The 25440-nt window shown below is 39.4% G+C and carries 44 protein-coding genes and 1 pseudogene; 18 read left to right on the top strand and 27 right to left on the bottom strand.

Features of this window, described 5'->3' with window-relative positions; all coding sequences use genetic code 11:
- Window positions 1–16 precede the first annotated feature (16 nt).
- The 7 genes from AC3Z9T_RS10620 to AC3Z9T_RS10590 form a co-directional block, all read right to left on the bottom strand.
- A complete protein-coding gene (locus tag AC3Z9T_RS10620; protein WP_490126117.1) occupies window positions 17–151 on the bottom strand; it encodes a hypothetical protein in 135 nt (44 codons plus the stop codon).
- 15 nt (window positions 152–166) lie between these two features.
- The gene (gene lysC / locus AC3Z9T_RS10615) at window positions 167–400 is read right to left on the bottom strand and encodes an Rz1-like lysis system protein LysC (RefSeq protein ID WP_490126272.1); all 234 of its coding nucleotides are present in this window, start codon (window positions 398–400) and stop codon (window positions 167–169) included.
- Complete coding sequence (locus tag AC3Z9T_RS10610; RefSeq protein ID WP_490126285.1) at window positions 318–695, bottom strand: hypothetical protein; 378 nt, start codon at window positions 693–695, stop codon at window positions 318–320. Before AC3Z9T_RS10610 ends, lysC begins: the two co-directional genes overlap by 83 nt.
- Window positions 692–1081, bottom strand: coding sequence for a M15 family metallopeptidase (locus AC3Z9T_RS10605; RefSeq protein WP_490126116.1), 390 nt, complete (start codon window positions 1079–1081; stop codon window positions 692–694). Before AC3Z9T_RS10605 ends, AC3Z9T_RS10610 begins: the two co-directional genes overlap by 4 nt.
- Window positions 1081–1449 (bottom strand): hypothetical protein, encoded by a 369-nt coding sequence (locus AC3Z9T_RS10600; protein WP_490126115.1) that lies wholly within the window; start codon window positions 1447–1449, stop codon window positions 1081–1083. Before AC3Z9T_RS10600 ends, AC3Z9T_RS10605 begins: the two co-directional genes overlap by 1 nt.
- Window positions 1449–1862 carry a putative holin gene (locus tag AC3Z9T_RS10595; protein WP_349493470.1) on the bottom strand — a complete coding sequence of 138 codons (414 nt, stop codon included), beginning with the start codon at window positions 1860–1862 and terminating at the stop codon, window positions 1449–1451. Before AC3Z9T_RS10595 ends, AC3Z9T_RS10600 begins: the two co-directional genes overlap by 1 nt.
- 308 nt (window positions 1863–2170) lie before the next feature.
- Complete coding sequence (locus AC3Z9T_RS10590) at window positions 2171–2491, bottom strand: GrlR family regulatory protein (RefSeq protein WP_163861255.1); 321 nt, start codon at window positions 2489–2491, stop codon at window positions 2171–2173.
- Window positions 2492–2668: 177 nt separating this feature from the next.
- On the opposite strand from AC3Z9T_RS10590, the gene AC3Z9T_RS10585 reads away from it, so the two are divergent.
- Window positions 2669–3466 (top strand): hypothetical protein, encoded by a 798-nt coding sequence (locus AC3Z9T_RS10585; protein ID WP_474333168.1) that lies wholly within the window; start codon window positions 2669–2671, stop codon window positions 3464–3466.
- Between the two features lie 593 nt (window positions 3467–4059).
- On the opposite strand, the gene AC3Z9T_RS10580 is transcribed toward AC3Z9T_RS10585, so the two are convergent.
- From AC3Z9T_RS10580 to AC3Z9T_RS10525, 12 genes are all read right to left on the bottom strand, one after another.
- Window positions 4060–4740 (bottom strand): bacteriophage antitermination protein Q, encoded by a 681-nt coding sequence (locus tag AC3Z9T_RS10580; RefSeq protein WP_369516008.1) that lies wholly within the window; start codon window positions 4738–4740, stop codon window positions 4060–4062.
- 32 nt (window positions 4741–4772) lie between these two features.
- Window positions 4773–5741 carry a DUF968 domain-containing protein gene (locus AC3Z9T_RS10575; protein WP_490126114.1) on the bottom strand — a complete coding sequence of 323 codons (969 nt, stop codon included), beginning with the start codon at window positions 5739–5741 and terminating at the stop codon, window positions 4773–4775.
- Window positions 5738–6115 carry a RusA family crossover junction endodeoxyribonuclease gene (locus AC3Z9T_RS10570; RefSeq protein ID WP_490126113.1) on the bottom strand — a complete coding sequence of 126 codons (378 nt, stop codon included), beginning with the start codon at window positions 6113–6115 and terminating at the stop codon, window positions 5738–5740. Before AC3Z9T_RS10570 ends, AC3Z9T_RS10575 begins: the two co-directional genes overlap by 4 nt.
- Window positions 6108–6311, bottom strand: coding sequence for a hypothetical protein (locus AC3Z9T_RS10565; protein ID WP_318705874.1), 204 nt, complete (start codon window positions 6309–6311; stop codon window positions 6108–6110). The genes AC3Z9T_RS10570 and AC3Z9T_RS10565 overlap by 8 nt, the downstream gene beginning before the upstream one ends.
- Window positions 6308–6742 carry a hypothetical protein gene (locus tag AC3Z9T_RS10560; RefSeq protein ID WP_490126112.1) on the bottom strand — a complete coding sequence of 145 codons (435 nt, stop codon included), beginning with the start codon at window positions 6740–6742 and terminating at the stop codon, window positions 6308–6310. Before AC3Z9T_RS10560 ends, AC3Z9T_RS10565 begins: the two co-directional genes overlap by 4 nt.
- On the bottom strand, window positions 6739–7272 hold the full coding sequence (locus AC3Z9T_RS10555) for a phage N-6-adenine-methyltransferase (RefSeq protein WP_490126111.1): 534 nt from the start codon (window positions 7270–7272) through the stop codon (window positions 6739–6741). Before AC3Z9T_RS10555 ends, AC3Z9T_RS10560 begins: the two co-directional genes overlap by 4 nt.
- Window positions 7272–7517 (bottom strand): hypothetical protein, encoded by a 246-nt coding sequence (locus AC3Z9T_RS10550; RefSeq protein WP_369119106.1) that lies wholly within the window; start codon window positions 7515–7517, stop codon window positions 7272–7274. The genes AC3Z9T_RS10555 and AC3Z9T_RS10550 overlap by 1 nt, the downstream gene beginning before the upstream one ends.
- Window positions 7514–8575, bottom strand: coding sequence for a conserved phage C-terminal domain-containing protein (locus AC3Z9T_RS10545; protein WP_490126110.1), 1062 nt, complete (start codon window positions 8573–8575; stop codon window positions 7514–7516). Before AC3Z9T_RS10545 ends, AC3Z9T_RS10550 begins: the two co-directional genes overlap by 4 nt.
- Window positions 8572–8754: a DUF4222 domain-containing protein gene (locus AC3Z9T_RS10540; RefSeq protein ID WP_140186704.1), complete on the bottom strand. Its 183-nt coding sequence runs from the start codon at window positions 8752–8754 to the stop codon at window positions 8572–8574. Before AC3Z9T_RS10540 ends, AC3Z9T_RS10545 begins: the two co-directional genes overlap by 4 nt.
- A complete protein-coding gene (locus AC3Z9T_RS10535; protein ID WP_349490326.1) occupies window positions 8744–8953 on the bottom strand; it encodes a hypothetical protein in 210 nt (69 codons plus the stop codon). The genes AC3Z9T_RS10540 and AC3Z9T_RS10535 overlap by 11 nt, the downstream gene beginning before the upstream one ends.
- 83 nt (window positions 8954–9036) lie before the next feature.
- Window positions 9037–9495, bottom strand: a complete 459-nt coding sequence (locus AC3Z9T_RS10530; RefSeq protein ID WP_490126109.1) for a YmfL family putative regulatory protein — start codon at window positions 9493–9495, stop codon at window positions 9037–9039.
- Between the two features lie 76 nt (window positions 9496–9571).
- Window positions 9572–9808: a transcriptional regulator gene (locus tag AC3Z9T_RS10525; protein WP_096865218.1), complete on the bottom strand. Its 237-nt coding sequence runs from the start codon at window positions 9806–9808 to the stop codon at window positions 9572–9574.
- A gap of 120 nt (window positions 9809–9928) precedes the next feature.
- Here AC3Z9T_RS10525 and AC3Z9T_RS10520 point away from each other — a divergent pair, with 120 nt between their 5' ends.
- Window positions 9929–10618, top strand: coding sequence for an XRE family transcriptional regulator (locus AC3Z9T_RS10520; protein WP_272682228.1), 690 nt, complete (start codon window positions 9929–9931; stop codon window positions 10616–10618).
- Here AC3Z9T_RS10520 and AC3Z9T_RS10515 read toward each other — a convergent pair.
- Window positions 10604–11488, bottom strand: coding sequence for a BRCT domain-containing protein (locus AC3Z9T_RS10515; protein WP_369113701.1), 885 nt, complete (start codon window positions 11486–11488; stop codon window positions 10604–10606). The genes AC3Z9T_RS10520 and AC3Z9T_RS10515 overlap by 15 nt on opposite strands.
- 155 nt (window positions 11489–11643) lie before the next feature.
- On the opposite strand from AC3Z9T_RS10515, the gene AC3Z9T_RS10510 reads away from it, so the two are divergent.
- Complete coding sequence (locus tag AC3Z9T_RS10510) at window positions 11644–11853, top strand: hypothetical protein (protein ID WP_490126108.1); 210 nt, start codon at window positions 11644–11646, stop codon at window positions 11851–11853.
- Window positions 11854–12068: 215 nt separating this feature from the next.
- On the opposite strand, the gene AC3Z9T_RS10505 is transcribed toward AC3Z9T_RS10510, so the two are convergent.
- Window positions 12069–12539, bottom strand: coding sequence for a hypothetical protein (locus AC3Z9T_RS10505; RefSeq protein WP_490126107.1), 471 nt, complete (start codon window positions 12537–12539; stop codon window positions 12069–12071).
- A 107-nt stretch (window positions 12540–12646) separates the two neighbouring features.
- Here AC3Z9T_RS10505 and csrA point away from each other — a divergent pair, with 107 nt between their 5' ends.
- The 12 genes and pseudogenes from csrA to AC3Z9T_RS10445 all read left to right on the top strand — a co-directional run bounded on the left by csrA (window position 12647) and on the right by AC3Z9T_RS10445 (window position 19770).
- Window positions 12647–12832 (top strand): carbon storage regulator CsrA, encoded by a 186-nt coding sequence (gene csrA, locus AC3Z9T_RS10500; protein WP_490126106.1) that lies wholly within the window; start codon window positions 12647–12649, stop codon window positions 12830–12832.
- Window positions 12833–12994: 162 nt separating this feature from the next.
- Window positions 12995–13249: a hypothetical protein gene (locus AC3Z9T_RS10495; RefSeq protein WP_283125285.1), complete on the top strand. Its 255-nt coding sequence runs from the start codon at window positions 12995–12997 to the stop codon at window positions 13247–13249.
- Between the two features lie 20 nt (window positions 13250–13269).
- Window positions 13270–14184, top strand: coding sequence for a recombination-associated protein RdgC (gene rdgC, locus AC3Z9T_RS10490; RefSeq protein WP_490126105.1), 915 nt, complete (start codon window positions 13270–13272; stop codon window positions 14182–14184).
- Window positions 14185–14268: 84 nt separating this feature from the next.
- A pseudogene (locus AC3Z9T_RS10485) lies at window positions 14269–14781 on the top strand (hypothetical protein); the annotation flags it as partial.
- Between the two features lie 212 nt (window positions 14782–14993).
- Window positions 14994–15287 carry a hypothetical protein gene (locus AC3Z9T_RS10480; RefSeq protein WP_490126104.1) on the top strand — a complete coding sequence of 98 codons (294 nt, stop codon included), beginning with the start codon at window positions 14994–14996 and terminating at the stop codon, window positions 15285–15287.
- Window positions 15288–15302: 15 nt separating this feature from the next.
- Window positions 15303–15596: a hypothetical protein gene (locus tag AC3Z9T_RS10475; RefSeq protein WP_490126103.1), complete on the top strand. Its 294-nt coding sequence runs from the start codon at window positions 15303–15305 to the stop codon at window positions 15594–15596.
- Entirely contained in the window at window positions 15596–16393 is a 798-nt protein-coding gene (locus tag AC3Z9T_RS10470; RefSeq protein WP_490126102.1) for a DNA adenine methylase, read from the top strand. The genes AC3Z9T_RS10475 and AC3Z9T_RS10470 overlap by 1 nt, the downstream gene beginning before the upstream one ends.
- Before the next feature lie 29 nt (window positions 16394–16422).
- Entirely contained in the window at window positions 16423–16674 is a 252-nt protein-coding gene (locus tag AC3Z9T_RS10465) for an excisionase (protein ID WP_369468710.1), read from the top strand.
- The gene (locus tag AC3Z9T_RS10460; RefSeq protein ID WP_140181337.1) at window positions 16649–17782 is read left to right on the top strand and encodes a site-specific integrase; all 1134 of its coding nucleotides are present in this window, start codon (window positions 16649–16651) and stop codon (window positions 17780–17782) included. Before AC3Z9T_RS10465 ends, AC3Z9T_RS10460 begins: the two co-directional genes overlap by 26 nt.
- 240 nt (window positions 17783–18022) lie before the next feature.
- The gene (locus AC3Z9T_RS10455; RefSeq protein WP_490126101.1) at window positions 18023–18409 is read left to right on the top strand and encodes a YkgJ family cysteine cluster protein; all 387 of its coding nucleotides are present in this window, start codon (window positions 18023–18025) and stop codon (window positions 18407–18409) included.
- Between the two features lie 279 nt (window positions 18410–18688).
- Complete coding sequence (locus AC3Z9T_RS10450; protein ID WP_490126100.1) at window positions 18689–18835, top strand: Hok/Gef family protein; 147 nt, start codon at window positions 18689–18691, stop codon at window positions 18833–18835.
- 218 nt (window positions 18836–19053) lie between these two features.
- Window positions 19054–19770: a sulfite exporter TauE/SafE family protein gene (locus AC3Z9T_RS10445; RefSeq protein WP_490126099.1), complete on the top strand. Its 717-nt coding sequence runs from the start codon at window positions 19054–19056 to the stop codon at window positions 19768–19770.
- On the opposite strand, the gene AC3Z9T_RS10440 is transcribed toward AC3Z9T_RS10445, so the two are convergent.
- From AC3Z9T_RS10440 to AC3Z9T_RS10430, 3 genes are all read right to left on the bottom strand, one after another.
- A complete protein-coding gene (locus AC3Z9T_RS10440; RefSeq protein ID WP_490126098.1) occupies window positions 19759–20640 on the bottom strand; it encodes a LysR substrate-binding domain-containing protein in 882 nt (293 codons plus the stop codon). The genes AC3Z9T_RS10445 and AC3Z9T_RS10440 overlap by 12 nt on opposite strands.
- 53 nt (window positions 20641–20693) lie before the next feature.
- A complete protein-coding gene (locus tag AC3Z9T_RS10435) occupies window positions 20694–21698 on the bottom strand; it encodes a luciferase-like monooxygenase (RefSeq protein WP_490126097.1) in 1005 nt (334 codons plus the stop codon).
- A gap of 102 nt (window positions 21699–21800) precedes the next feature.
- The gene (locus tag AC3Z9T_RS10430; protein ID WP_490126096.1) at window positions 21801–21998 is read right to left on the bottom strand and encodes a hypothetical protein; all 198 of its coding nucleotides are present in this window, start codon (window positions 21996–21998) and stop codon (window positions 21801–21803) included.
- Between the two features lie 100 nt (window positions 21999–22098).
- Here AC3Z9T_RS10430 and AC3Z9T_RS10425 point away from each other — a divergent pair, with 100 nt between their 5' ends.
- Together AC3Z9T_RS10425 and AC3Z9T_RS10420 are read left to right on the top strand one after the other, a co-directional pair.
- Window positions 22099–22425 carry a hypothetical protein gene (locus AC3Z9T_RS10425; protein WP_490126095.1) on the top strand — a complete coding sequence of 109 codons (327 nt, stop codon included), beginning with the start codon at window positions 22099–22101 and terminating at the stop codon, window positions 22423–22425.
- Between the two features lie 377 nt (window positions 22426–22802).
- Complete coding sequence (locus tag AC3Z9T_RS10420) at window positions 22803–22991, top strand: YegP family protein (protein WP_490126094.1); 189 nt, start codon at window positions 22803–22805, stop codon at window positions 22989–22991.
- Between the two features lie 260 nt (window positions 22992–23251).
- Here the strand turns inward: AC3Z9T_RS10420 and AC3Z9T_RS10415 are convergent, their stop codons facing one another.
- Window positions 23252–23572 carry an AzlD domain-containing protein gene (locus tag AC3Z9T_RS10415; protein WP_490126093.1) on the bottom strand — a complete coding sequence of 107 codons (321 nt, stop codon included), beginning with the start codon at window positions 23570–23572 and terminating at the stop codon, window positions 23252–23254.
- Between the two features lies 1 nt (window position 23573).
- Window positions 23574–24230, bottom strand: coding sequence for an AzlC family ABC transporter permease (locus AC3Z9T_RS10410; RefSeq protein ID WP_490126092.1), 657 nt, complete (start codon window positions 24228–24230; stop codon window positions 23574–23576).
- 81 nt (window positions 24231–24311) lie between these two features.
- On the opposite strand from AC3Z9T_RS10410, the gene AC3Z9T_RS10405 reads away from it, so the two are divergent.
- Window positions 24312–24872 carry a helix-turn-helix domain-containing protein gene (locus tag AC3Z9T_RS10405; RefSeq protein ID WP_490126091.1) on the top strand — a complete coding sequence of 187 codons (561 nt, stop codon included), beginning with the start codon at window positions 24312–24314 and terminating at the stop codon, window positions 24870–24872.
- Between the two features lie 69 nt (window positions 24873–24941).
- On the opposite strand, the gene AC3Z9T_RS10400 is transcribed toward AC3Z9T_RS10405, so the two are convergent.
- Window positions 24942–25295, bottom strand: a complete 354-nt coding sequence (locus tag AC3Z9T_RS10400) for a hypothetical protein (protein WP_490126090.1) — start codon at window positions 25293–25295, stop codon at window positions 24942–24944.
- Window positions 25296–25440 lie beyond the last annotated feature (145 nt).

The raw sequence follows: 25440 nt of genomic DNA, 5'->3' as shown, positions 1-25440 counted from the left end.
TCAATTAATTCCACGCCTAATCCTTCCACGTAATTGCCTTCACTGCCCACATTTGAGCATCCATAATGCGACGCATGGCTTCATCGACTGTTGATAATGATGATGGATTAAAGCTAATGCCAACCAGTTTTTGTCCTAATGATTTGTTCATTCTTGTTACTCCGCTCTAATGTAATGTTGAATTATTTCTAGCCGCCTCAATCTCTCGAATAGCTTTTTTATCTAAATTGCATTGCTCGATCACCGTTAGCAGTGACTCATTCAGCAATAACGAATCACCCCAAGTGAATTTTTGAGGGATATATTCAGGTAAACAATCATTGAGTAAGTGGGCTGGAATAGGTACTGATGGCGTTTGAACGTATTCTTTCTGTGTGTTTGTGCAACTCGATAGTAGCATCACGAGGAGCATTAAGGGGAGCGCACCCATTATCCACAAGAACAGTTTTGATAATGGTTTTAACTTGCTCAGAAGCCACGGTTGCCCTATCCCGTTCTTTGATATTATTTCGTGAGATTTCATTAAACGTTACCGAGAGCTCTAAAACAGTGGACAATATGAATTGATTGGCGGCAAGCTCATTTGATTTTTTATCAAACTTATCACTCAATTTGTCGTAATCATTCACAACCCAAATAAGCCAAAATAGCAAAATGGCACAAGCGGCCATTAATGCTTTGGTTAACATGTTCATGGGTATGACTTGCGTGAAAGCTGGAAGTGAGGGCCATCTTTAAAACTTGTCCAGTTACCGCCCCATTCAACATCAACTCCTAGCTCCTTTGCCGCTTGAAGCATTGCATCAGCAACTAATTTAAACTTAGACCAATCATTCCAAGGTATTTCGCGACCAACTAACGGAGCGCAATCTACAGCATGTCCAGTTAAGTGCCGGCTATTCATGGTCTGACTAGCTCCATTTTTTACCAATTGGCGTTGTCGAGCTTCAGTTCGCTTGCCTTCGATGACCATAAAATCAATATCGGTTAACTCAAGTGCTCGACGTATCACTTTCACTAAATCAGGATGAACGCCGCGCAAGTTCTCTTCACTACGTTTGCTAAAATTAAATTTACTCATTACTTCACCTTTAAGGACGAAAAAGGCCGCTTAATAAGCAGCCAGAGTGATTTAAGCTTTTCGAAGAAATGACGGATAACAACAACTGACATGATGTTTCCACCCGCCGAGAAGATCACCAGAAACATAACCCCGTTAAATAAAACATCCGATGGGGCTGATACTCGGTCACCGACGGTTGTTTCATAAACTTTGTAGATCCAGCAAATAAATAACGCTGTGCCCACAATAGAATCACGAAACTTTTTATAGCGACAAAGAAACACAGTGACTGCTGAGCCTGTCATAAACAGTATGTCAGTAGCACCGAGTGGATTCTGTTTACACCAGCTAATGATGTCATTACCAAATAAGAGAAGGTTTTCCATTAGGATCCTCCTTTATTACGCCAGTCTTTTATCGCTTGAGTGATGGTGCTGAAGTTCTTATCTACCGATGTCATGATCCGGCTAAATAGCTTTCTCAAATTATCCTTGTTTGCCATTAAGACGAGAACGGGGATCAGTAATGCTGAAATAGCAATCGCCGTTATCTTAGGGCTAATATCCCAATTCCATATCTGTGCAATAACATCTGAAGCTTCTTTAGCGATTAATATCCCTGCACCAAGTGCAAGAATGAAATGTAAGATTTTTCGCCGGTTATTGTCTTTTGATGCAATAACGGAAGCTGAGGCACCAATAATCGCCCCAAGAACTACACCATAGTCGGCACCCACAAGGAGACCGCCCATAGCGCCACCGCCAGCAGCACCGAGGGTGATACCTAATGATGTGCTCATTTGTGTTTCTCTTAGTTAATAGAAAGCCACCAGCAATAGTAGCTAGAACTGAATAAGTGACGGGCGCAACTCCGCCTTATGCGCAACTATCGATTTCTCTGCATGAGGTTTTCGATAAGTTAATGAAATACAGCTCGCCAATAGGCTTTGTATTTTGAGCGGGTTAAAAAGTAATGAAATGACCAGGCTAAATTTAACTGTTCTTTAGTCTTACCAGACAATTTAATACATAGATTAATAAATATATTTTTCATATTATCTCCAATAAAAAAGGCCACCTAAGTGACCTTGTCATTTATCGAGATGCCTTAATATAAATCCCCGATAAACTTTGCTTCAACTTCAATCATAGTTTCTGGCATCCCCTGAACGCCACCTCTCAGTATGTAGCCAGTAGGAGTGGTTAATGTAAATAAGCCAAGGGTAAAATTGCCAATATCACCAAATACAGAGGTTACTGACTTGTCATGTTGCTCTAATTGCAAAATAACATCATTTGCTAATACTCGACCTTTGTATGAATACACAAAATCGCCGCCATTAACTTCATGATTTCGAACGACTACCGTTCCATTCCCAAAATCTTGCATGTTACTTCGAAAAGTAACGTAGTAAATCCCATCTTTCATATATACCTCATGCAGTAATTTTAAGCTGAATATCAGCCATGTAAATTTACTGCAAATAAGTAAGTTAGGCTAATATATTGAGGCTATCTGGCTTACTTATCTAACATTTCATTGGTAATACTTGAACTTTTATTATCATATGAAATGATATCTCTTTATTCTAAAGTAGGATTAGAAATGGAATTGTTTAAATACTGCGATAAAAAATACAATGTAATGTCAGGCTCAACGTTGCGTCTCGGAGCTCTTCACCATTTTAGAAAAATTGAAAATGATTCACTGCGAGATGAAAAAGAAGGCACTTTCACCATTCAAATTGATTTTTCTGATGGGATAATCCTTCCAACAAAAATTGCAAACTTATTTTTCCAGTCGATGATTGGATTTGGGGATACTTCAGAACCGATACCTCGCTTCAACGGATCATTTTCCATGCATATTGATAAGGTTGAAATCGATCATGTGATGGCTCACGAAGTTAAATTTAAATCAGCAAAAGTAACTATAGAGCGTTCTGGGCTTGATAGTTATATCTTTTGTTGTTCAATGAACCCAGTGAAACCGCAATCTTTTAGTGGCTATAATGACCACTGGAAAATATCAAATGATAAGATTGAACAATTCGGTATTAAAACGGCCCAATTAATGCTTGAGCAGTTAAAATTAGCTGATTTTAACTTCTTTCCCGCTAGGAATGGATCACTGTCTGAATTCGGTTTTTCAGTTAACCTCGAACATCGACCAATAAAATACATCGACCGAGTGCTACATATAACCCAAAACAACCTTCCATCATATGAGGAGTTTATTGATTTAATAGCAAATATGGACTTTTATAAACCATCAAAATTCAAAGATGAAATGGAATATAGATATAAATTCATCATTCATGATAATGGACGAATCTATCTTCCCCAAAAAGACTTTATTAACTTGAATACAAATGAGTTTTATTTATCAAATATTGCACCATAGCTAATTACTCACAGTAGCTAGAAGAAACTATCCGGAAATTCCGGATAGTTGAACTTGTAAGGATTACTTACAAGTTGAATTGTCGTTGTCGGAAATCCGGCATCGGAACAATATCAATAAGTTACTCCCTCGAATTAGGAGGAATTAAAAATCAGGATGCTCGTCAAAGCCTTCAAATTCATCAGGCATACAAACCTCCAGAAAGCAAAAAAGCCCGCAAATAGCACAGCACTATCGACGGGCAAACAAATGAGTTCATTTACTTTTATTAGATTAGCTCTATTAATATAGACTACAGCCCTGATAATGCAAATGCGTATAATAAAAAACCCGCCATGGCTGACGGGTCTACACCGCAATCCAAGTTTACCTAGTATGGGACGCCACAAGTGAGTGAAATGCGGTGTATCTCCTATATAGGGATGGTATTTGCTTTTTCAAGTCTCTGCTTGTTCAGTTATTGTGCATAACTACACATGTAACTCTGACCAAACGTAACAGCAAGTCTTATGTTTAGTTTGGGCGTAAAAAAACCTCGGCTAGCGAGGTTATATACAACTTGGGCAACATATCAAATTAGCCTTAAATATGACTCATTTTGTTGACTTTTGCAAGTTATAGTACTTATTTTTATTAATTTGCTCTGTTCGCAATCTCCCCATAGAAAGTAATGCGAACTTATCTAAGTCATAACATATTTGAAGCATGCTATCCCAATATTCTTGATAATTTTTACTCCAATTGTCACGTTCAACACCCACCAGCCGCGCTAGGTCAGTTTGTAAATAATCACGACCAGTGCAAACCTGAACAGATAACCAAACCAATGATCTTAATCTCTCTTTGACCTTTTTGGTTACCTTCTTGCCTTTAAGCTGTTTTTCAAATTCAGACCATATATGGACACTAATATTAACTTGATGCTCAAATTTCAAGCTATACCCATAGCAATACATTATCCATGAGTGCTGTTCTTCACTTAGCGCATTGATAGCCCTACGCCACGAACACAGTAAAAAATCCTCATGCTCTATCATTGGCTTTGGAGTTCGGCGACAGCGAGTTTCTAATGCATAAACTGGATCCGTATCACGGCAAACAAGGCGACCATTTAACTCTAAATCCCGTTTTTTAATTCTTGGCGTTGTCTTTGCATCTGTTAATCCGAAGTCTTCAAATGCTGCAAGTTGACCTTTCGTGGCCACTCTAAAATTTGATGTTGCTTCCCATGCCCTATCACTTAAATACTCCAAATCATGCGCATAAATTGGCATATAAAACTTTCTCCCGCGCTCCGCACAACGCATTAACCAAACACACCAAGACCGAAAAGGCGGTCAAAGCACTGACGATGAAAATCTAATTGATAGCCGTACTTCTGTTCCCACTTGACCGGATCCCGATGTAGTTCGTCATGATGACCTCGACACAAGGGAATTACATACCAGTCGTGGGCTTTTGTACCCATACCGCTCAGGCCATATCCGACGATGTGATGTGCATCATCAGCAGGGTTACCGCAAGCGCAGCATGGCAGCTTTTTAATAATTTGAAGTAGGTTTTTATTTTCCCATCGATGTCGTTTAGGATTTTTTAAATACAGCGCTGGTGGATCGGGGTCTACTTTAAGCGCCAGTTTAGCTTTTTCCATCGCCACGCTTTGAGGTGTGAATGTTGGGCCATCGTGAAGAGGTGGAGCACTAACGCCCAGCAACCGCTTTAATATTTCATCGGGTAATAAATGCGAAATTTGATACTGAACAGTCCATGTGAACAAGTCGCCTAGTGATAGCTGGGTATCTTTCGAATAACACAGGCCTTCACTGACTGCCCACAACATATTTTGATAGTAATTATCCTTCGCTATTGATGACGCATTATAAAGCGCAGGATTTTCACGTAATTGATTGTCATGTGACCAACATGTACGAACATAATGATTACCGATCTTCGTTATTGTTAGTTCATGGTGATGATAACCATCATTCTCGTCATGAATTTGACAGTAATTAACGCTCTGCTTAAGACGACCTTTTAATGCCTCAATTCCACCAGCTTTAGTAAGCACTTCGCTATTATCAAAAAAAGGAATTAAACGCTTATCATCGAGTAAAACTTGCTTGTGCGTGATTTTCCCTGATTTGTTAAATTCCTTCGTAGCGGGTGTTATTTGCATTAAACCTTTAAAATCGCCCAACTGATTAACGCCGGGCTTAAACATCACTACGCCGAGATCAGGAACAGGAACAGCGGTGAGGATCCAGCTATTTATCATGCAGCCTCCCTGTTATAGTGATTTATTGTGATTTCAAAACGTCCACCCTTTACGACTTCGCACCATCTCATATCAACATGTTTGACCTGATCATCATCTTTCCATACGTTTGCATGTGTTAAAGCATCAAATGGAGCCTTCAGGTAGTTATCAATGCCTCTTCTATGTCGTGTGGGCGGGTACATTTTCACAATAACTGAAACATCACCCACTATTGCGGTTGGCTTTTTTCTTAATTGTTCATATACCGCCGCTATTGCATTAGCGCGGAACTTGCGCCCCTTTTCACTAATGATCATAGTGCCGCGAACAGTTCGCCAGCAAGCATTGACACTGGGAGGAAAAGGTAACGTGAAGCTTAAAGATCTAGGCATCGTTACCCCCTTCTTTTTTTACCATCCGTTTTTTAATTAATTTAGGACCATAAATTGCAACAGGTATAAACACATAAACAAAGAATGCAGCAATAACGACGCAAACAGGGAAATAAACTAATTCAAAAGAGACTTGGCTCCATCCAACAAAGACTATTAGCCAAAATATTAACTGAGTATCTTTTATGTAACTCATGCTCTCACCCCTGCTAGTAATTGATCCAAATGGTTCAGATATGACCATCCCATTCCAGACACATTCGCCTTTTTAACGACCTTGTAGCCACAGGGTTCATCATTGCTTGGCTTTTTCGGATTGTGTTTCACCTTTTTTTTCGTTACTTTTTGAGCAGACGCTTTTCTAACTGATCTTCTTACACTATTTAGCAGACTCTCCGCATTAGGAGCCACGTGATAGTGATAAACAGAAACACCCCTTGTGTCATTACACTTGCTGACCCGTTGTATGGCTCCTAGTGGTAGCAAGAGCCTAATGGATTCTTGACATTCACAGCGGTTTAATTTCGTTAGCCTATGCATGTCATCAACTGTAAATGGGCTTTTATCTTTAAATGCCATGATCACTGCAAGGTTACGCAAATAAATACTTTCACCAATAAGTCTCATACATCTGCTCCTAAAATCGCTTTACCAATCTCCATCAGGCGATTTTTTGAAACGTGGGTACCAATAGCTCTTGGCTCTACAAATGGACGCCAGATAAGAAGAATTGAGCCTTTGCTGTTACCCTTTTTTTCTTCACCTGTGTTGGGATCAACAAAATTAATACGGCCATCAATGATTGTTCTGATTTCATCAACACTTTTTAGTGCCAATGAGTACCAGGATGTTGATTTATCCGCTGGCAATAACATCACTATTGGCTGGTTTTGCTTTGTGCATTGCTCCGCAGCTTTAGCGATCCATGGTTTTATTTTGCTGTAAGGCGGGTTACACCATATTGCGCCACGACTTACCCAATCATTTTGTAATGCATCCTGCTCTATGGTTAGGAAGTATGGACACAGGGCGTTTTGTTCATTTGCCGCAGCATCTAACCAGAAACCAAATTCAAGTGTTAAAGCCTCAAATAGCCACTGAGGTGTTTGCCAACAATCTTTATCTTCAGGTGCGGTATTGCTTGAATAAACAGCCATTAGATAGCACCTCGCTGCTGGTAGTCTTTAAAAAGTAATCGAATCCGCTTATAACGAATATCAGCCTCTACAGATGCCGTAGATAAATGCATTCCACGCTTGCGAAGAAATACCAGTAATTTTCTATCTCTTTTACAGCGCCTTCTAAGCTTGCTGATTACCCACCAACGCCGTAACTGGTGCAACATCGCAACAGAACCGAATACGTTAACGCCATAAATTTCTTTAGATTCACTGTGCATCATGCTGTTGCCTCCCGCGCTGCTTGTTCTGTTGCTTGCTTCCAGATGCTGATCCACGTTTGACGGCCTTGGAATTCTTTCATCGTGCGAATACCTGTTTTCCCAGCCAGTGCAGCGGCTATTTCTTCGATACGGCCTTGCGGCTTTGAACGTGACCCGATGATCCGCGTGAATGCTTCGTCACGCGCAACCGTATCTACATGAACAACCACTTCACCAGGCTTAAGCCATTTCCCGTTAACACATGCAGGACGCCCTGCCTCATGCCATTTCTGAGCCTTTTCGAAATACTCCATGCAGTTCTCAGGGCTGAATAGTGTTTTTGGTCGCAGGTAATCACTCATTTTTGAATCATTCAGCCACTTGGCTGTAATGTAATCAGTCACCAAAATCAAATCATCTGAGGTGTAATTTTCAGCTAGACGGGCTCTGATATGGCCCATGGTAGTTTTACCATCTCGATAACTTGAATTAGTGACCTTGTTAAAATGATTTAAAACAATTTGTGCTTGGTCGGGCTCAGCATGAGCCTGACCAAAAGAGTTACTCTCTGTTGTAATCTCTTGTGTATTCTCTGTAGTACTCTCTGTAAGATCAGGGCAATTTGACCCGTTCGATGAGGTCATTTTGGTACCGTTCGAACGTTTCATTTTGCGCTTATCGATAAGGTCATTTTGACCTGTTCGAGAGGCTTCGGCTGAACTGTTCGATGAGTTCAATTTGACCTCATCGGATAGCAACGCATGCTCATAATTTATAGAGTAATAATTTGTACGGTCATGAGTACGTTTATTAATTTGCTCAATATTTAATACGCCCAGTTTTTTTAAATTGTTAAATGCACGCTTAATTGTAGATTCAGAAAAATACGGGAATTGTTCACGCCATTCTTCAATGGTGTTATAAACCCAGCGCCTACCGTCATGATCAACACCTGACGAGGTTTCAGATAGCCAATATTGAACTTGCTGAAGCAATAAAGCCTCATTCAAGCCTAAGCGTACCGCCAATTCAGGTATAACAATTTGTGGGCGTGTTTTAAGTAGTAACAAGCTGCTCATTCCATCACCCTTGTGAATTCGGCTTTAAATTTGTACAAAGGGGCGAAGCATTCATGTTCATAACCGTCACGCAAGAATATGACCCACTGTTTGACTCGGTCATAACGTATGACACGAACACGAACACCGCGCTTATCCAGGTAAATGCGATTGAGATTATTTGCATCTTCATTGCTCATTGACCTCACTCCCGCTTTGATAATAGAAATCAGCCCAGCTTGTTTTTAACTCTTTGCTATCTACCAATTGCTCAGCTATTTGGTAGTTTCCAAACTCATCAGTTGACGTTATGATCTCTACATATTGAAACGCACCATGCTTACCAACAGGTAAACAACGAAATTGCTTTTTGTGGCTTAAGTGCGCTAAACTACTCATGCTAATTACTCCACACAAAAAGTTGTTAGCACTCGACGCTCGGGACCGCATATCCTGAGCGTCACCCTTTCTAGCTATGCTCATCATTTTTTCACCCCATAAACAGCTGGCAATGAATTAACAAATCCCCACGCATAAGCACAAACCTTCTCAAGTTTTCTGTTGATTGCCTTAATTTCATCATCAGTTAAAATACCGTCAGCAATACTATCTTGGATAAGTACAGATAAAGCCCCCTGCATGGCACCTAGCTTCATTCGGATATCAAATAATTCAACCGTGTCTAAATTTTCAGGCTCTATTTTTGTTGCCGGTACAATTGAGTGTCGCTCCATGTGATAGGCCACCAGCAATTGAGTGCCAGATAACTCTTCCATAGCTTCAAGCTCATCGTGCTCAAAGAAGCGGCAGCCATTTTTCTCGTACAACTTATTGTTAAAAGTTGTTTCAGAAATACCCAAAGCCCCCGACATTGCGGAACGCCCACCGGGGTATGCTCTGCACATCTCTTTCACAACTTCTTTTAGTGTTTGTTTGCACATATCTACAATTCCGTTGTTATTCTTGTAGTTAACTTAGCGACTTTCCTCTGATAAATTTGATAACAACTTTTAATTGTTATGGATATAAATCAGGGCGTAATTTACTTCTTGAAATACCTGACGCTTGCTCGACAACAAGCACTTTATCGGCGGGAACTCTTTTATTTCTGTTGAGCCAATTCCATATTTGTTGTTGCTTTACTGGTTTATTTAGAAGCTCGCTAATACGCTTTGCTAACTGCGTTTGTCCACCAGCTGCATTTATTGCAGCCTGCAATCCAGTAATGCATGATTCATTGGTTACGTGCACCATAACTCCCCCTAAGTTGTTATTAACAACTTTATATTAATCCAGAATAACAACTTTGACAACTTTTAGATGTTGGAAACTTCAACACTTAAAGTTGTAAAATACAAATACGAGGGAGGGAATATAATGTCGATAGCTAAAAGGTTGTTAGAGGCAAGAATAAAAGCGGGAATGAGCCAAGCAGATCTTGCTGAGAAAGTTGGTGTTAGCCAGCAATCAATACAAAAAATCGAATCAGGCCAAACTAACGCTCCTAGGAGAATTGCTGACATTGCTAAGGCTGTAAATGTTTCCGCTCATTGGCTTCAATTTGGTGTTCGCGACGAAAATGGAAAGAAGACCGACTTTGAAGTAAAAGAATGGGAGGATGTTTCTGTATATAGTGATGCTGATTTTGTGGATATACCTGTGCTAGATATTGAACTTGCCGCTGGCTGCGGAGCTAATGCTGAAGTCGTTGAATCGGAAGAGTACACATATCCATTCCGTAGGGATGAGCTACGTAAATACGGCGTTAGTGCTAGCAACGCTAGAATCGTTAAAATAGTAGGCAATAGCCTTTACCCTGTACTAAATGGCGGTGATCTAGTAGCTATTGATATTAGCAATAAAAAAATTAAAGATGGTGATCTTTACGCTATAAGGGATGGGGTGCTGTTGCGTGTAAAAATCCTCGTATATAGACCCGACGGCGGGCTTATCATACGGAGCTTTAATAAAGATGAGTACCCTGACGAACAGGTACCTAGAAGTGAGTCTGTCGTCAGAGTTCATGTAATTGGCAGGGTTTTTTGGTCATCAAGAAGCTGGTAAGTATTTCATTAAGATATCTTCAGTCGTAATTTTCACACTGGACTTACCGCTATCTCTATCATCAATAGCTTTTTCTATTTTTCTTCCGTGTGTTGAATATCGCCAGTCTCGTGAGGATAACCCTCCTATTACTAAGTAATCTGTAGACTGGGTCACCCTATCAGTAACGGAGCCTCCAGCATCCTCTATCATTTTTGATACGATAGACCTTTTGCCTAAAACAAAGTTTCCTGTTAGGCAAAAAGACGCTCCGTATAGATCTAGGGAATCAATATCGTCACATGGTAATTGACATGATAGACCATCAACAATCCCAGTATTTAAATCAGTACCTGAAAAGTCAACCAAAGCTTTATATAGTAAATCGCTTTCATTTTGATCTATAACTCCATCTTCCTTGATTGTTTTAACTAATTGATATAAATGCTTTCCGGGATAATTTCTTTTCAACATCCCATTTTGAGTTAACCACCAATCTAAGTAGTTAATTTCATCTATGCTTAAATCCTTGTCTGCAACGATCCCTTTGCAGAGCCCATTCAGCAGATTAATATCTGACTCTTTAGAGTACAAATCGATATTAGGCATGTCCATTATAGCCCGCTGCACATCTAATAGCGTCTGCTTTATCTCTTGCCTTTCTTCGGCAGTTATCACTCCATCCTCTAAAACCCTTGATATCCTCTCCTGTAAAAGCATTACAAATGGATTGCTAGAAATCACTTCAGAATCGGAAAGCCATGTCGTGATATATAAAATCTCAGAATCTGAAAGTTCACAATCGGACAAAACGCCATCAATAATCGAAATCAGGTTAGCAAATAACTTGTCTCGATTTCTTTTGTAGTTGAAAGCCGGGTTGATGTTCATAGTTTCTCCTATTTATTTGTATATCCTTTAATTTTCTTTAAATTAAATCAAACAACATAAAGTTGTTGACAAGAACATTAAATACAACTAAATTACAACTTAAAGATGTTTGGGAAAAAACAATTAATAACAACTTTCATTAATGAGGTCAGATTATGCAAACCAATTCAAACGAACCAATCGTAACTTTCAGCGTACCAATGTCGCAGGATGATGTGCGCGAGTGGATCCTAGCAAAGGCTAAACTAATTAATCAGCTTAAGCGGCTACAGACTGACCGTGATAACAAGCAAGCCGAACTCGAAAAGCTCGACGAAGAAATTGCAGAGTGCATGGATATGTGTGCGGTTACTATTAGTGCTTAATTGAATAATGTGTGGGGTATTAGGTATGAGCGGAACAACTGGCGAGCCGAAGACGATCAGTGTCTACTCGATTGTTTTCCACGAGAATGCATTAACGCTATCAAGCGACAATCATGAAGATTTTTGGCTAGAACTTCACCCGACTGTCGGTTGGATTAAGTTTACAAAGCTATATAACGAGGATGACCCCGTTAAGAATGGAGCATTGTTTGCAGTCACTGAACTGCGTTCGGGATCTGATTCAGCCCCTTACCCAGTATTTCAAGCACGATGTGTTTTGTGGCGTCAGCAGGAAGCGCTTCTAAACGCTGCAAGTACCATTTCTTTTCTTCTGGGTCGGTAATATTTTGATTAATGAATTCTCGTATCGCCGTTAGTGTATCGTCATGAAGTCTAACAGTGGAGATTTTTAAAGGTGCAGAAATGCTACCTTCTTTGCTTAGAAGGTTAACTGTATGCCTAGTCGCTTGAATTAAATCTAAGCAAGCTTCAGGGCCATCAAGATACATTTCAATTCCACCTTGGATTAAGCCTTCTTCTTGGAGGTAAGCAATGTTAGCGCATAGTTTTTTATTATCAATATCGTAGAGCTCTTGTGGAATATTTTCTCGCTCTATTTGACATGGATAGTCACTTAAAGCTAGCTCTAAAATTCGAAACTGTAGGTCTCTATCAAAATTAGACATATTTAAACCTTATTGTTATTGCGGAATAACAATAATACCACAGCCGCCTGATGTGGCTAAATAATCAGGCAACCTTTTAACTGTGTGGAGTAATAGAGAGGGATTAAATGCTTACTTTAACTCGTAGAACACGAGAAACATTAATGATCGGTGATGACATTATAATTACTATTCTCGGAATAAAAGGAAATCAAGTTAGAATTGGAATTGAGGCGCCGAAAGATATTGGGGTTCATAGGCAAGAAATTTATTTAAAAATACAAGCAGAGAAAAAGAACGAAATTACTAACTAATTGCCATTGCTCGCTTTGGCGGTGACAAGCCGCCACTTTTTACTCAATACATAAGGCCACTGGCGTATAGTCAGTTCATACTAGGTAAGTTAATTAATTATTGTCAGTGGTCTTATTTATCGTGTGGAGTTAATTATTGAGGACATAAGTATGTGTGATTGTATGAACAGAGTTGCCAAGGAGTTAAATTCCAAATTAGCTCTGAAAGTAACTGAAGGTGGGGTTATTTCTGATACCGAAACAGGCTGGGATAATAAAATGCTTGATTTTACAGCTGGCAAGTTTTTTGTAATGCTTAATTACAAATTTGCTTATCGAGCAAAGAAGAAAAACGGTGAAATGGCGAAGAACTTAACTCGACTTGATACCAACGTAAAAATGTCTCACTGCCCTTTCTGTGGTGAAAAACAGGATTAATTATATCCAAGGATTATCACATGAGTACTTTTAATGTTAAAAACTTAGTTATATATCGTTTAACTCGTGATATTGATTTTAATAATCTCGAAGAACAGTTATTACCTTTAAAATATGAACCTTGCGGCTCACTTGATATGCAACGTTTTGGTTTTATTCCACCATTAGGGATCGGTAAATCTGAGTGTTTAACTCATCGAGTAAATGACCAGATGCTTATTTCTCTTTATAAAGAAGAGAAAATAATTCCAGCGCAAGTTATTAAAGATCAAACTCAAAAGAAAGTAACTAAATTAGAGTTAGATCAAGGACGCAGGCTTAAGAAAACTGAGCGTGACTCAATTAGAGATGAAGTTATACATGAGCTATTGCCTCGTGCATTCTCTAAATATACGCGTTTTGACGTGTGGATTAATATTACTGATGGCTTTATTGCTGCGCTAGTATCGTCACCTCGTCGAGCAGAGGACTGCTTTGCCCTGCTACGTAAGACTCTTGGCTCCCTGCCAGTAGTGCCGCTAACAATGAAAGACCCTATTGAATTAATACTAACAGAATGGGTTAGAAGCGGTCAATTACCGAAAGGCTTTGTTTTTGGTGAACAATCAGAAATGAAAGCCATCCTTGAAGAAGGTGGAATTGCTAAATATACAAAACAAGACTTAATTTCTGATGAAGTTCAAACGAATATTGAAGCTGGTAAATTAGTTACTAAATTATCGCTGGGCTATGAAGATAGAGTTACATTCTGTATTGATGATAGTTTTATTTTATCTAAGCTTAAATTTGATGCTGCATTTTTAGAAACTAATGATGATATTGGAATGGAAGACTATAACCAACGCTTTGATGCTGATTTCTTCTTAATGGTCTCAGAATTAAATATATTAATAAAAGCATTAATTGATTCACTTGGCGGAGAAGCCAAACTTTAAATTATTTAGCCAACACCAAGGATTTTAATTCTCTTTATTAAGAGACGGACTCTTATTATCTAAATTTTGTGTGGAGTATTAATCATGTCTTATATTTCAACTTTTACTGGAAAGCATTTTGATTTCATTAATATCACCATGGATGATATTTATATTGAAGATATCGCTCAAGGTTTATCTAATGAATGTCGCTTTGCTGGTCAAATAAGCCAGTTTTATTCTGTTGCTCAGCATTCTGTTTATGTGAGTCAAATTGTACCGCCAGAATATGCGCTGGAAGCATTGCTGCACGATGCATCCGAAGCCTATTGCAAAGACTTACCCAGTCCATTAAAAGCGCTGTTACCGGAATATAAAGTAATAGAAAAAAATGTTCAGGAGATCATTTGTTATAAATGGGATTTGCCACGGATCATTAGTGATGTTGTTCATTATGCTGACTTAACAATGCTGGCAACTGAGCGCCGAGATTTAGAAATTGACGGTGATAACTACTGGACAATTTTAGATGGTATTCCAGCAAGCGATTTAATTACTGTTATCCCTCTATCACCGATACAAGCTCGTGCAATGTTTATTTATCGCTATAACCAGCTAACAGGAACGATACCTAAATTCGATGCAGATATAAGATTAAACACAATCCGTGGTGAGTGCGCTTGGGGTGACATTTATTCAGATAAGAAAAAACGCTTTCAAGATGGTGATCCTATTCAAACATCACGAGTTATCAATATCGATACTTATTTAACTGATGGTTATATACAAACAGTTAATTCAGTTTACAGAATTATAGTGTGAGGCAAACCGTGACTAATAAATATAAATGCCCTGAATGTGACAGCAATATAAGAGCATGGGCCGATTTAGACGCAACAGTCACTTTTAAGATAACGAAAAGTGGTTGTTTAACTAAGCTCAAAATTAAAAATGCAAACCAAACAGACGGGCGGTGTGGAGTTGAATGTACTGAATGTGATTGGACTCTCTATGGTGATAGTGATTATTCAGAATATCCCCATTTTGAAAAGTTAGCATGTCAAGCTCTTGGTAAACAAGAGGAAATAGAAACCTTAAGCATCAAATCTAAATATAGTGACTGACTCACTGGGATGAATATGAGTGATAACCAGAAATACACAGCAATTAAAATACGCACACTTTGCACGGCCTGTGGCAAAGATTGCGGTGAGCATTTAATTACTGTCGGTGACAATATTGTTCTTTGTTTTACATGCATAGATAAAACTAAAGAAAAGGTTGATTTGTATCGAAAGGAAATGGCTGAAAAGGAAATTCAACAGATGTATGAGGATATGATTAAATCTGATGACCCACCATACAGCGTATTACCAAATTCAAAAACTTATGCCGAACGCTTATATAAAGCTGGATATAGAAAGGTGGCGTGATGAATAAAATCAAACACCCTGTCATTCGCTACCATGGTGGCAAGTTTCGACTTGCCCCTTGGGTGATTGGACACTTTCCAGATCATCGTTGCTATGTTGAGCCGTTTGGTGGTGCTGCATCGGTTCTTTTGCGTAAACCTCGTTCTGAAGCTGAAGTTTATAACGATTTGGATGATGAAATAGTAAATCTGTTTCGCGTTCTACGTGATAAAGATCAGGCTGAGAAACTTATCGATGCTTGCTTATTAACGCCATATTCACGCACTGAGTTTAATTGTGCTTATGATGTTTCAGATTGCCCTATTGAACGAGCACGAAAAACAATTGTGCGCGCCACTATGGGTTTTGGTAGTGCCGGTGCAACGAAAGGTAAAACAGGGTTTAGATTAGACACTAAACGAAATTCAGCAACAGCGCAAAAAATATGGACTCGGGCACCAGAAAACCTACTCGCTGTAGTGGATAGATTACAAGGGGTATTAATTGAAAACCGTGACGCTGTTCAGTGCATGAAAGACCATGATACCACCAGCACCTTACATTTTATTGATCCGCCTTATCTACATGAAACAAGGAGTATGAGAAGCGAAACATATCGGCACGAAATCGATGAATGGGGCCACCAGCAATTAATCACTGTTGCTGGCCAGCTTTCGGGAAAAGTTATTATTTGCGGTTATGACAACGATCTATATAACAGCCAACTCTCGAGTTGGCGAAAAGAAATCAAGACGACAGCAGCAAACGGCCATGCAGGATCAGTAAAGCGTACCGAATGCCTGTGGTTGAATTTTTAAATCTGTATGCGGCAGATGTGGAGGTAATTATGTCTAGGATGGTAGATCTAGAGGCGTGGGCAAGAATAGAGTTTGGCGATGAGGCTCCAAGCAGGCGCGTTTTACTTAAATATGCGAAATCAAAAATGATGGTTCCACCAGCGCTTAAAGTCGGTAAAAAGTGGATGGTAGATCGTGATTCTCGCTATGTGGGTGTAGTTGCAAAGCCTCAATTGCCAGTTGGTGCAAGTGATAAATTATCAAGGATACTATCAGATGGCAGCAAGACCGCGTTCTCATAAAATTACTATTCCTAATTTATACAGAAAATTAGATAAACGAAATGGTAAAACGTATTATCAATATAAACACCCATTAACCGGTACATTCCATAGCCTCGGCACGGACGCCGAGGAAGCAGCTTTGGTCGCATCGCAAGCAAATACAATTATTGCTGAACAGCAAACAAAACAAATTCTTAGTATTAATGATCGGTTATCGAACATAAAGAATAAAAAAGTCGGAATTAGTGTATCAAATTGGATCGACAAGTATTTAGAAATTCAACAAGAACGTGTTGATCTTGGTGAGTTAAAAATAAATTCATATAAACAAAAAATAAAGCCGCTGAATTTATTCAAGCAACATTGTGGTTTACTTTCACTTAAAGATGTTACTGCATTAGAAATAGCAAAGATCACAGATGAAGTTAAAGCGCTTGGGCATAATAGAATGGCTCAAGTTGTTCGTGTCGTTCTTATTGATGTATATAAAGAAGCTCAACATGCAGGTCATGTGCCACCTGGTTATAATCCAGCACAGGCAACTAAGCAGCCGCGCAATAAAGTTAAGCGGGAAAGGTTATCAATTGAAGAATGGAAAACAATTTATGAGCAGGCTGGAAAGCATTCACACTATTTACAGTGCGGCATGCTTCTAGCGCTCGCAACAGGTCAGCGACTTGGTGATATCACAAGAATGAAATTCTCTGATGTTTGGGATGGATTGTTGCATGTAGAACAAGAGAAAACGGGCGCAAAGCTTGCAATTCCTTTATCACTTAAATGCAATGCTGTTGGAATGACTTTAGGTGACATTATTTCTATGTGTAGGGATCTTGTTGTTAGCCCTTACTTGGTACATCACCGACACGCAACAGGAAGGGCAAATAGAGGTGACAAGGTAACACCAACCACCCTTACCGCTTCGTTTAAAAATGCAAGAGAGAAATGCGGACTAAAGTGGGAAAAAGGAACCGCACCATCATTTCATGAACAGAGATCGCTATCAGAGAGATTGTACAGAGAGCAGGGTTTAGATACACAAAAATTGCTAGGTCATAAGACTCAACAAATGACAAATAATTACAATGATGACCGTGGAAAAGATTGGCAAATTGTTGTAATTTGATCAGCCTGTTTTCCATACTATTTTGGGGAAGAGTTTTGGTGGGGTTTTGGGGAAGATTTTTATAGCTCAGAAAACATACTAAGATGTAGAACTATTTTTTATCATAAAAGATATTCCACATCCCCCACCAGCAGAAGATAAAGCAGAAAAACAATAGCTTGCTCAAGCAGACCTAGTATTAAAATTGCAGTTTACATTAATATATTTAACCATTAACCAAATATAGAATTCTGTAATTATATGACAAATATTCATATACTAAAAACTGATCCTGTAAATAACCCTTGCATAAACTGTGGTGCATGTTGCGCCTATTTTCGAGTCTCTTTCTATTGGGCTGAAAGTGAGAGTGGTGGCGGTGCTGTTCCTCTAGAGCTAACCGAACAAATAACCCCTTTTATGAGCGCAATGAAAGGCACTAACCAAAAACACAATACTCGATGTACTGCATTGGCAGGCAACGTAGGGGAATGTGTTTCCTGCTCTATCTATACCCAAAGACCAACACCTTGCCGTGAATTTGAACAATCATGGCTTGATGGCATACATAATGAAGCCTGTGATCGAGCTCGTGCTGCTCATGGCCTTCCTCCTCTTGAACCAAATCTCCCGCAAATCGCTTGTTAACCCGTCTATGACCCAGAAATTATCTGGGTTATCTTTTTATTATTTTTGATATATAGATCTACAAGAAAGCATTCAGGGATAAGAAATTCAGAGTAACTTTAAATTTATTGAACAGTTTTTTTGATAATCTTTGTGCGGGTGCTTGATCCTATTTGGTTCAAGCATTACAGCAACCAAAAATGGAAAAGCCCCGTTAGTTATTATGTTTAACCAACGAGGCATCATCCAAAACCACACGCCTTGGATTCTGCCTCTTAACAAAGAAGAGGTCAAGGAGAAATGACCAAAAATGCGTTAATTGCGCTTGTTGTCATTTGTATGACGATGTTGAGCTTCTCATTACTTGTACGAGATAGGCTTTGTTCTATTAGTTTAAGTAGTGGTAGTACAACGGTTAAGCTGATGCTTTATTACGAAGAAAGCTAAGCTTTGCGGGGGAGCGATCCCCCGCAATTTCTCTGCACAAGTTGTTGGTAAACAGGTTTCAAGCACCCATTTTTTATTATTAGCAACAAAATTATTGAACATGAATGATTCCGTATTTTCCTGATCCCCTCTCAAAATAATCCATATAGTCCATTTGGCTTCTATTTATTATTCTTTGGTTTTCTACTGCTTCACTGTCTTTGATATATAGGTTTTGTATGGCATTTCTTCTCTTTGTTTTTTTACTCGCAGGAATAGTTAAAGGTGTTATTGGGTTAGGCCTACCAACACTCGCTATGGGGTTACTAACAACCAGTATGGAGCCTGCTATTGCAGCAAGTTTACTGATCATTCCATCATTAGTGACTAACCTATGGCAATTATTAGTTGGCGTTAATTTTATTGTTTTAATTAAACGGTTCTGGACATTTATTGTTGGGATTTTTATTGGCACGATTTGGAGTTGTTTTCCTAACCTTAGCGTCGCCTCAGCATGGACCATACCTGCTCTTGGTATCATATTGATCCTATATGGCAGCTTAGCTGTCATCTATCCCAAATTTCCTAAACCTGAAAAGTCAGAGAAATGGCTATCGCCACTGATTGGTTACATTACTGGCGCAATTACAGCAGCAACAGGGGTATTTGTTATTCCTGCTGTCCCTTATTTACAATCACTTCGACTCAATAAAGATGAGCTTGTTCAAGCATTAGGTTTAGCCTTCACCGCCTCCACTATTGCACTCGCCATACAACTTTCACTCGATAATAAAAATGAAAATATTGATTATTATTTGTCCGCAACTGCTGTGCTACCAGCTCTATTAGGAATGTTTATCGGCCAATATTTTCGCAAAATCATCAACGAAACCACCTTTCGCTACTGCTTTTTTATGGGTCTTATCGCTCTAGGGGTATACATGCTATTTAAGTAGGAAATCAATAAACTCATTAATATAAGATGGCAACTCATCAAAATCACGGGCGCAAATAAACAGCTTGCGCTTTGCCCATTCATCCATTAATGGAATGAATGTGCCTTGATAGCTGCCGATAAACCGAGATACAACCTGCAGAGGTAAAATTGCCAAACCAGTTCCTTGACTTACCACCTGCATAACAGCATCCATCGTTCCCATCCGTACCCGATAATTTAAACGAATACCTAAAGCGTTTGCATGCCCATCAATGTGATCTTGCAATGCGGTATTTTCACTTAAACCAATCAATTCATAATGAGCAATTTCAGAGAAACTGATTATATCACGATCACATAACGCATTGGACAATGGCATAAATACGACTAGTGGATCGTCACACAATGTTTTATGCATTAATCCATGCAATGTTGCGGAATCTGCAATTATCCCCAAATTGGCTATCTGACTATGAATATTATGAATGATTTTTTCGCTTGGCATTTCATTAATGGATAATGAAATATTAGGTTGTTGCAACAAGTAGGCACCTATTTTTTTAGGTAAGAAACCGCTTTGTGCTGATGAGTTACACAATAAATGAATTTGCCCTCGCAGCCCTTGGCTATATTGCTGTAATTCACTGCGCATATGTTCAACTTGCAATAATATCGTATTGGCATGATTTAGCAGAGCAAAACCAACATTAGTTAAAGTTACGCCTGATTTATTACGAATGAACAGTAAAACGCCAAGCTCAGCCTCCATACCTCGAATGCGCTCACTGGCTGATTGTAGGCTCAGGTGTGACAAATTTGCGCCAGCAGTCATACTGCCGGCTTTATAAATATTCACGAACAAACGAAGGTCAATAACATCAAAGCGCATAACTTACCCTATAAAATACCAAAGCAGTCACAACTATGCGCAATGCCAAATGATTATGCTAATTCCTTCATTGCTTGCATAGCCAGTTCAAATGAGTATAAACGAGCCTGATGATCAAATATTTGCCCATTAACCATAATTTCATCAGCTTGGGTCTGCTGTAATACAGAAGCTAACCCATGACGAACTTTTGCCTTGTCGCCAACTAAAGACATACCTAGCGCTTGGTGCACACCATACTCTTCGGCTGGAGACCAAACCGTTGTCATGTCCTGAACAGGTGGTGGTAACTGTGATGGATTTCCTCTACGTAACATGACAAAAGCTTGCTGCATAGAAGTAAACAAAAATTCAGCCTCACGAATTGTATCTGCCGCAATAATATTAATACATACCATTGCATAAGGTTTTTCTAACCTTTGTGATGGCTTAAAGTTTTCTCGATACACATGAAGTGCTTGTAATAATAGATCAGGCGCAAAGTGTGAAGCAAAAGCAAAAGGCAACCCCATTTGCGCCGCAAGCTGAGCACTATATAGGCTAGACCCCAATAACCAAACCGGTATTTTTTCTCCGTAACCAGGGACAGGTCGAACGTATGGCTTAGGATCAATCGCATCAAACCAGTTAACCAGCTCAGCAACGTCACGAGGGAAATTGTCGATGTCATTGCTCATATGACGACGTAATGCACGCATGGTTTGTTGGTCACTACCCGGTGCTCGCCCAATTCCTAAATCAATACGATTAGGATATAACGTATTCAATGTTCCAAATTGCTCAGCAATAACAAGAGGCGAATGGTTTGGTAACATCACGCCACCAGAGCCTAGATGCAAGGTTGTGGTATTAGCAGCCAAATAGCCGATTAGAACCGATGTAGCTGCGCTCGCAATACCAGTCATATTATGATGTTCCGCAAGCCAATAACGATGAAACCCAAGCTTCTCAGCCAAATGAGCTAAATCTAATGAATGAGAAAAGGACTCTTTGGCACAAGAGCCGTCAATGATGGGTGCGAGATCTAACACAGAAAGAGGGATTTGCTTATCAGACATAATGACTCACTTTGTCGTGTTCCAATATTCAATATAATCGAAGTATAACGAGTATGAATATCATCCTAATCGATTATCCCCCCACCTACCAGAAACTGTGAATTAGACCGCACAACCGATGTTGTTTTTGCAGCTAACACGGCAAAGAGAGCTAATTGAGTAGAAAATATGGAAAAAGTGCAGCAATTGTGAAGCTTCAGTCAAAGCAGGTAAAAGCGATTGCCACCAAAAACCAATTGATTGATTATCTAAATCATACAAGTACAGCCAAACGACAAGTGAACGAGTCGCTAAGAGCATATAAAACTGTGTAGCTGGCGCGAGTGAGTGCAGATCAACAACGCTGCGGCTTGAAGTATGACGAGTATATCTAAATCATTACAAATAAGAGGTAACATCAATGACTAAATTAAACACAGGTTTGCTTGCTATCATGTTAATGTCAGTCGGCTTTGCTGCTAGTGCAGCAAATGGCCCAGACAATAAATCACCACGCCATCATATGGGAGCTCCTCATAATGTGGTTTATAGCGTAGCTCAACAAACCACAACGCCTAATGAAACACTGAAGAAACTCGCTAACGACGCACCGAAAGCGACAGAGGGAAAACGCTATATGGTAAAAATGACCATTGTAGAAGTACCTGATTTTACCCAAATGAAACGAGGCCCTGCTCAGCAAGCGACAAATGCTATCACTCCACCGGCACCAACCACAGCACAATAGGTTTCATACTGTACACAATTCGAATGTAGCTACTCAGTAACAAGTGAGTGAACCACGACGAATATCAATAAACACGGTGATTCGGTGAGAGTAACGTAGTCAGCGTAATTGCAACGTGAAATATGACGAATAAATAGGTATTACCTTTTGAATTAATATATAGAACCAAATAGCATTAATTAAAAATACTCGCTATTTTTAATTAATAACAATCAGATCTATTATCCTACGATTGCCTCTATCATATAGGGGCTTTTTTTTGTCTGAAATTTAGCGCCAAAACTAGTAATTTTGCATATTTGTTTCTAATCTTAAGAAATAGCAGAGGTGATGACCACTGCTTGCTTTTCGACTTTAAACAACTATTGGAGTTTATCATGGGTTATTTCGAACTGAAAAAATCAACAAAGGACACGCCTCAACCTTATTACTTTGTTCTTAAAGCAGCGAACCATGAAATTATTGCAAGTAGTGAAATGTATTCCTCAAAGCAAGCTGCGCTGAAAGGTATCGCATCCGTGCAAAAAAATGCTGCAACGGATCAAATTAAGGATCTGACATCATAATACTGTATAGATAACAGCTTAATAATATAAAAAGTAATCGTTTTAGCGCCTTTGTGAATTAACAAAGGCGTTTTAGTATAAGTAACTGCTCTTTGCCGTAAACGGCGAAGCTTCTCACTTCTCAGGCCGCTACCGTCTATACCACGGATTTACGCTGGCCTCCATGAGCTGAAACGACGAGTCCCGCCGCCTGTAGTTCCTGAATCCTTATTTTGCCGAATGTTGAAGGCCGTATTGGCAAAGGTTTACGGCGGATTTTGCTAAAAAACTAAGCGCAATAATGCTGTGACAACAGCTGCTGACAATACAATAACAATAAAAGGTTTTTGATACCAAGTCAGAATACCCGCCACAAGCACGCCAGATATTTTAGCCAGATCAGAAAAATGCTCCCCATCAAATACCGTTGAGGTCACAGCAACTGAAAATAGAATAACAATTGCGGCAGCTGAAAAAACTGCTTTACTATTGTTTGAAAGTACCGCTTTACCATTAAAATAGGCACCGGAAGCACGCATCAAGTAAGTACCAACAGCAAGTATGATAATGCCAACCAATATAAGCCATGGATTATCCATCATACTACCTCCTAATATAGATAAGTAAGCTAATAAGCGCCATTAATACGGGGATCCCAGCAGGTAAAAAAGGTGTAGATACAATAGCAATTACCGCCCCACTAATTGCAGTTAATCGTAATCTTTTATCTTTTAATGCGGGCAGTGATAGTGCCAATATAATGGCAGGGAACATAGCATCCATTCCCAGTGCCTTCGTGTTTTGAATAAAACTACCTAATCCTTCACCAATCAATACACCAATAGGCCAACACATAAGAATGCCAAGGCCACATAACCAAAAAGCAGCTCTTTTTTCTTTATCGGTCTCCTGTGCGAGTCCAAACACCACACTTTCGTCATTCATAATATGGTAGCCCAGCAATGCTTTAGGGCCTTTTCCGGCTAATTCACTTACCGCAAAGCTGAATGGAATATGTCGAGAGTTGACTAATAAGCCCGCTAATGCAGCTGAAATAGGGCTGCCGCCAGAGAACACCACACCAATAAATAGAAATTCGGATGCCCCTGCTAATACCAATATGGAAAGTGTTAAAGGAACCCAAAAATCAAATCCTTGAGAATGGGCCAAAGCACCATAAGAAATACCAACAATTAAATCAGCAATACAAACCAGTGCGATGTTTTTTACCGTGCTATGATTAAGCGTTGAAAATAGCATAATGGAACCGTTCGATATATAATACATTTGTTCATTATGTAGAACGATAGTGAAAAGAGCAATCAAAAATAGGAAATAAAATTGAGCACATTTACTCCACCCATCGCGTTAATTGCCAAAGCATTAGTTAGAGAGCGCCAAAAAAGTGGTTTATCGCTCTCAGAACTGTCTCGTAAAGCAGGTATTGCCAAGTCAACGCTATCGCAATTGGAGTCAGGTAATGGTAACCCAAGTATTGAAACGCTATGGGCTATTTGTGTCGCTCTTGATGTTCCCTTTTCCCGTTTAATTGAAGATCAACAAGAACCCGTAACCGTGATCCGTCATGGTGAAGGCATTCAAGTCAGCGCTGAACATGCAAATTATTTAGCATTTTTACTGTCATCAGCGCCTGCAAATTCACAGAGAGATATCTATACTGTTATTGCGCAGCCCGGACGCGATCGCGTTTCTGAACCTCATATGCATGGGGTCAGCGAACATATTATATTAATGAGTGGTCGTGCGATGGTCGGGCCTTTAGATAATCCAACAGAACTACATCCAGGTGATTATATTCACTATCCGGGAGATGAGCCCCATGTCATGAGAGCCTTAGAGCCCAATACCATGGCGGTGATGGTTATTGATAAGCAAAATTAAAGCGAAGCCAGCTATAAAGGGTTATGGCTGGCAGTCATTAATCAATGCCCATTAGAATAGATATTTTAGTTATTCCCAAAAATAATATCTTTTTTCTTGCCATCCTTTTTGTTTCATACATTTGGTAAACTCTTGATACCTGCTTCCTTTATTGACATCCAGAACATAACTTTCTGTCACCGGAACTTTCTCTTCATAAGTTTCCGCTTTGCCACATTCATCACTTTTCTTGCATCTTTTTGTAATCGTTTCATACACCGTGCGTTGTGCGACTTCGTTACGTACGGGAAATCGTTTGAAGGCATCAAATTCACACTGTGAATCCGCCTCCTGATAAGTCCATTTAGGCAAGCCTACTGGTTCCCATTTTGTTGATGAGCAAGCAAAAAGCAGTAAGATCATCATAATGACAGTCAGTTTCAATATTTCATTCCTATGTGTAATATAAAAGTGCCCAATACCAATAAAAACCTTCATCCTCCTATGCTATACTCGCTATACTTCAAGTTGCAGCGCTTTTCATTGAGGTATAAGTGACTACGCGACGCTCGCCGAGTCACAGTGTTTA

This window comes from Providencia sp. 6390 (genome assembly GCF_058148425.1).
Note: the sequence above shows the minus strand (reverse complement) of the source record. Positions and strands in the feature narration are given on the sequence as shown.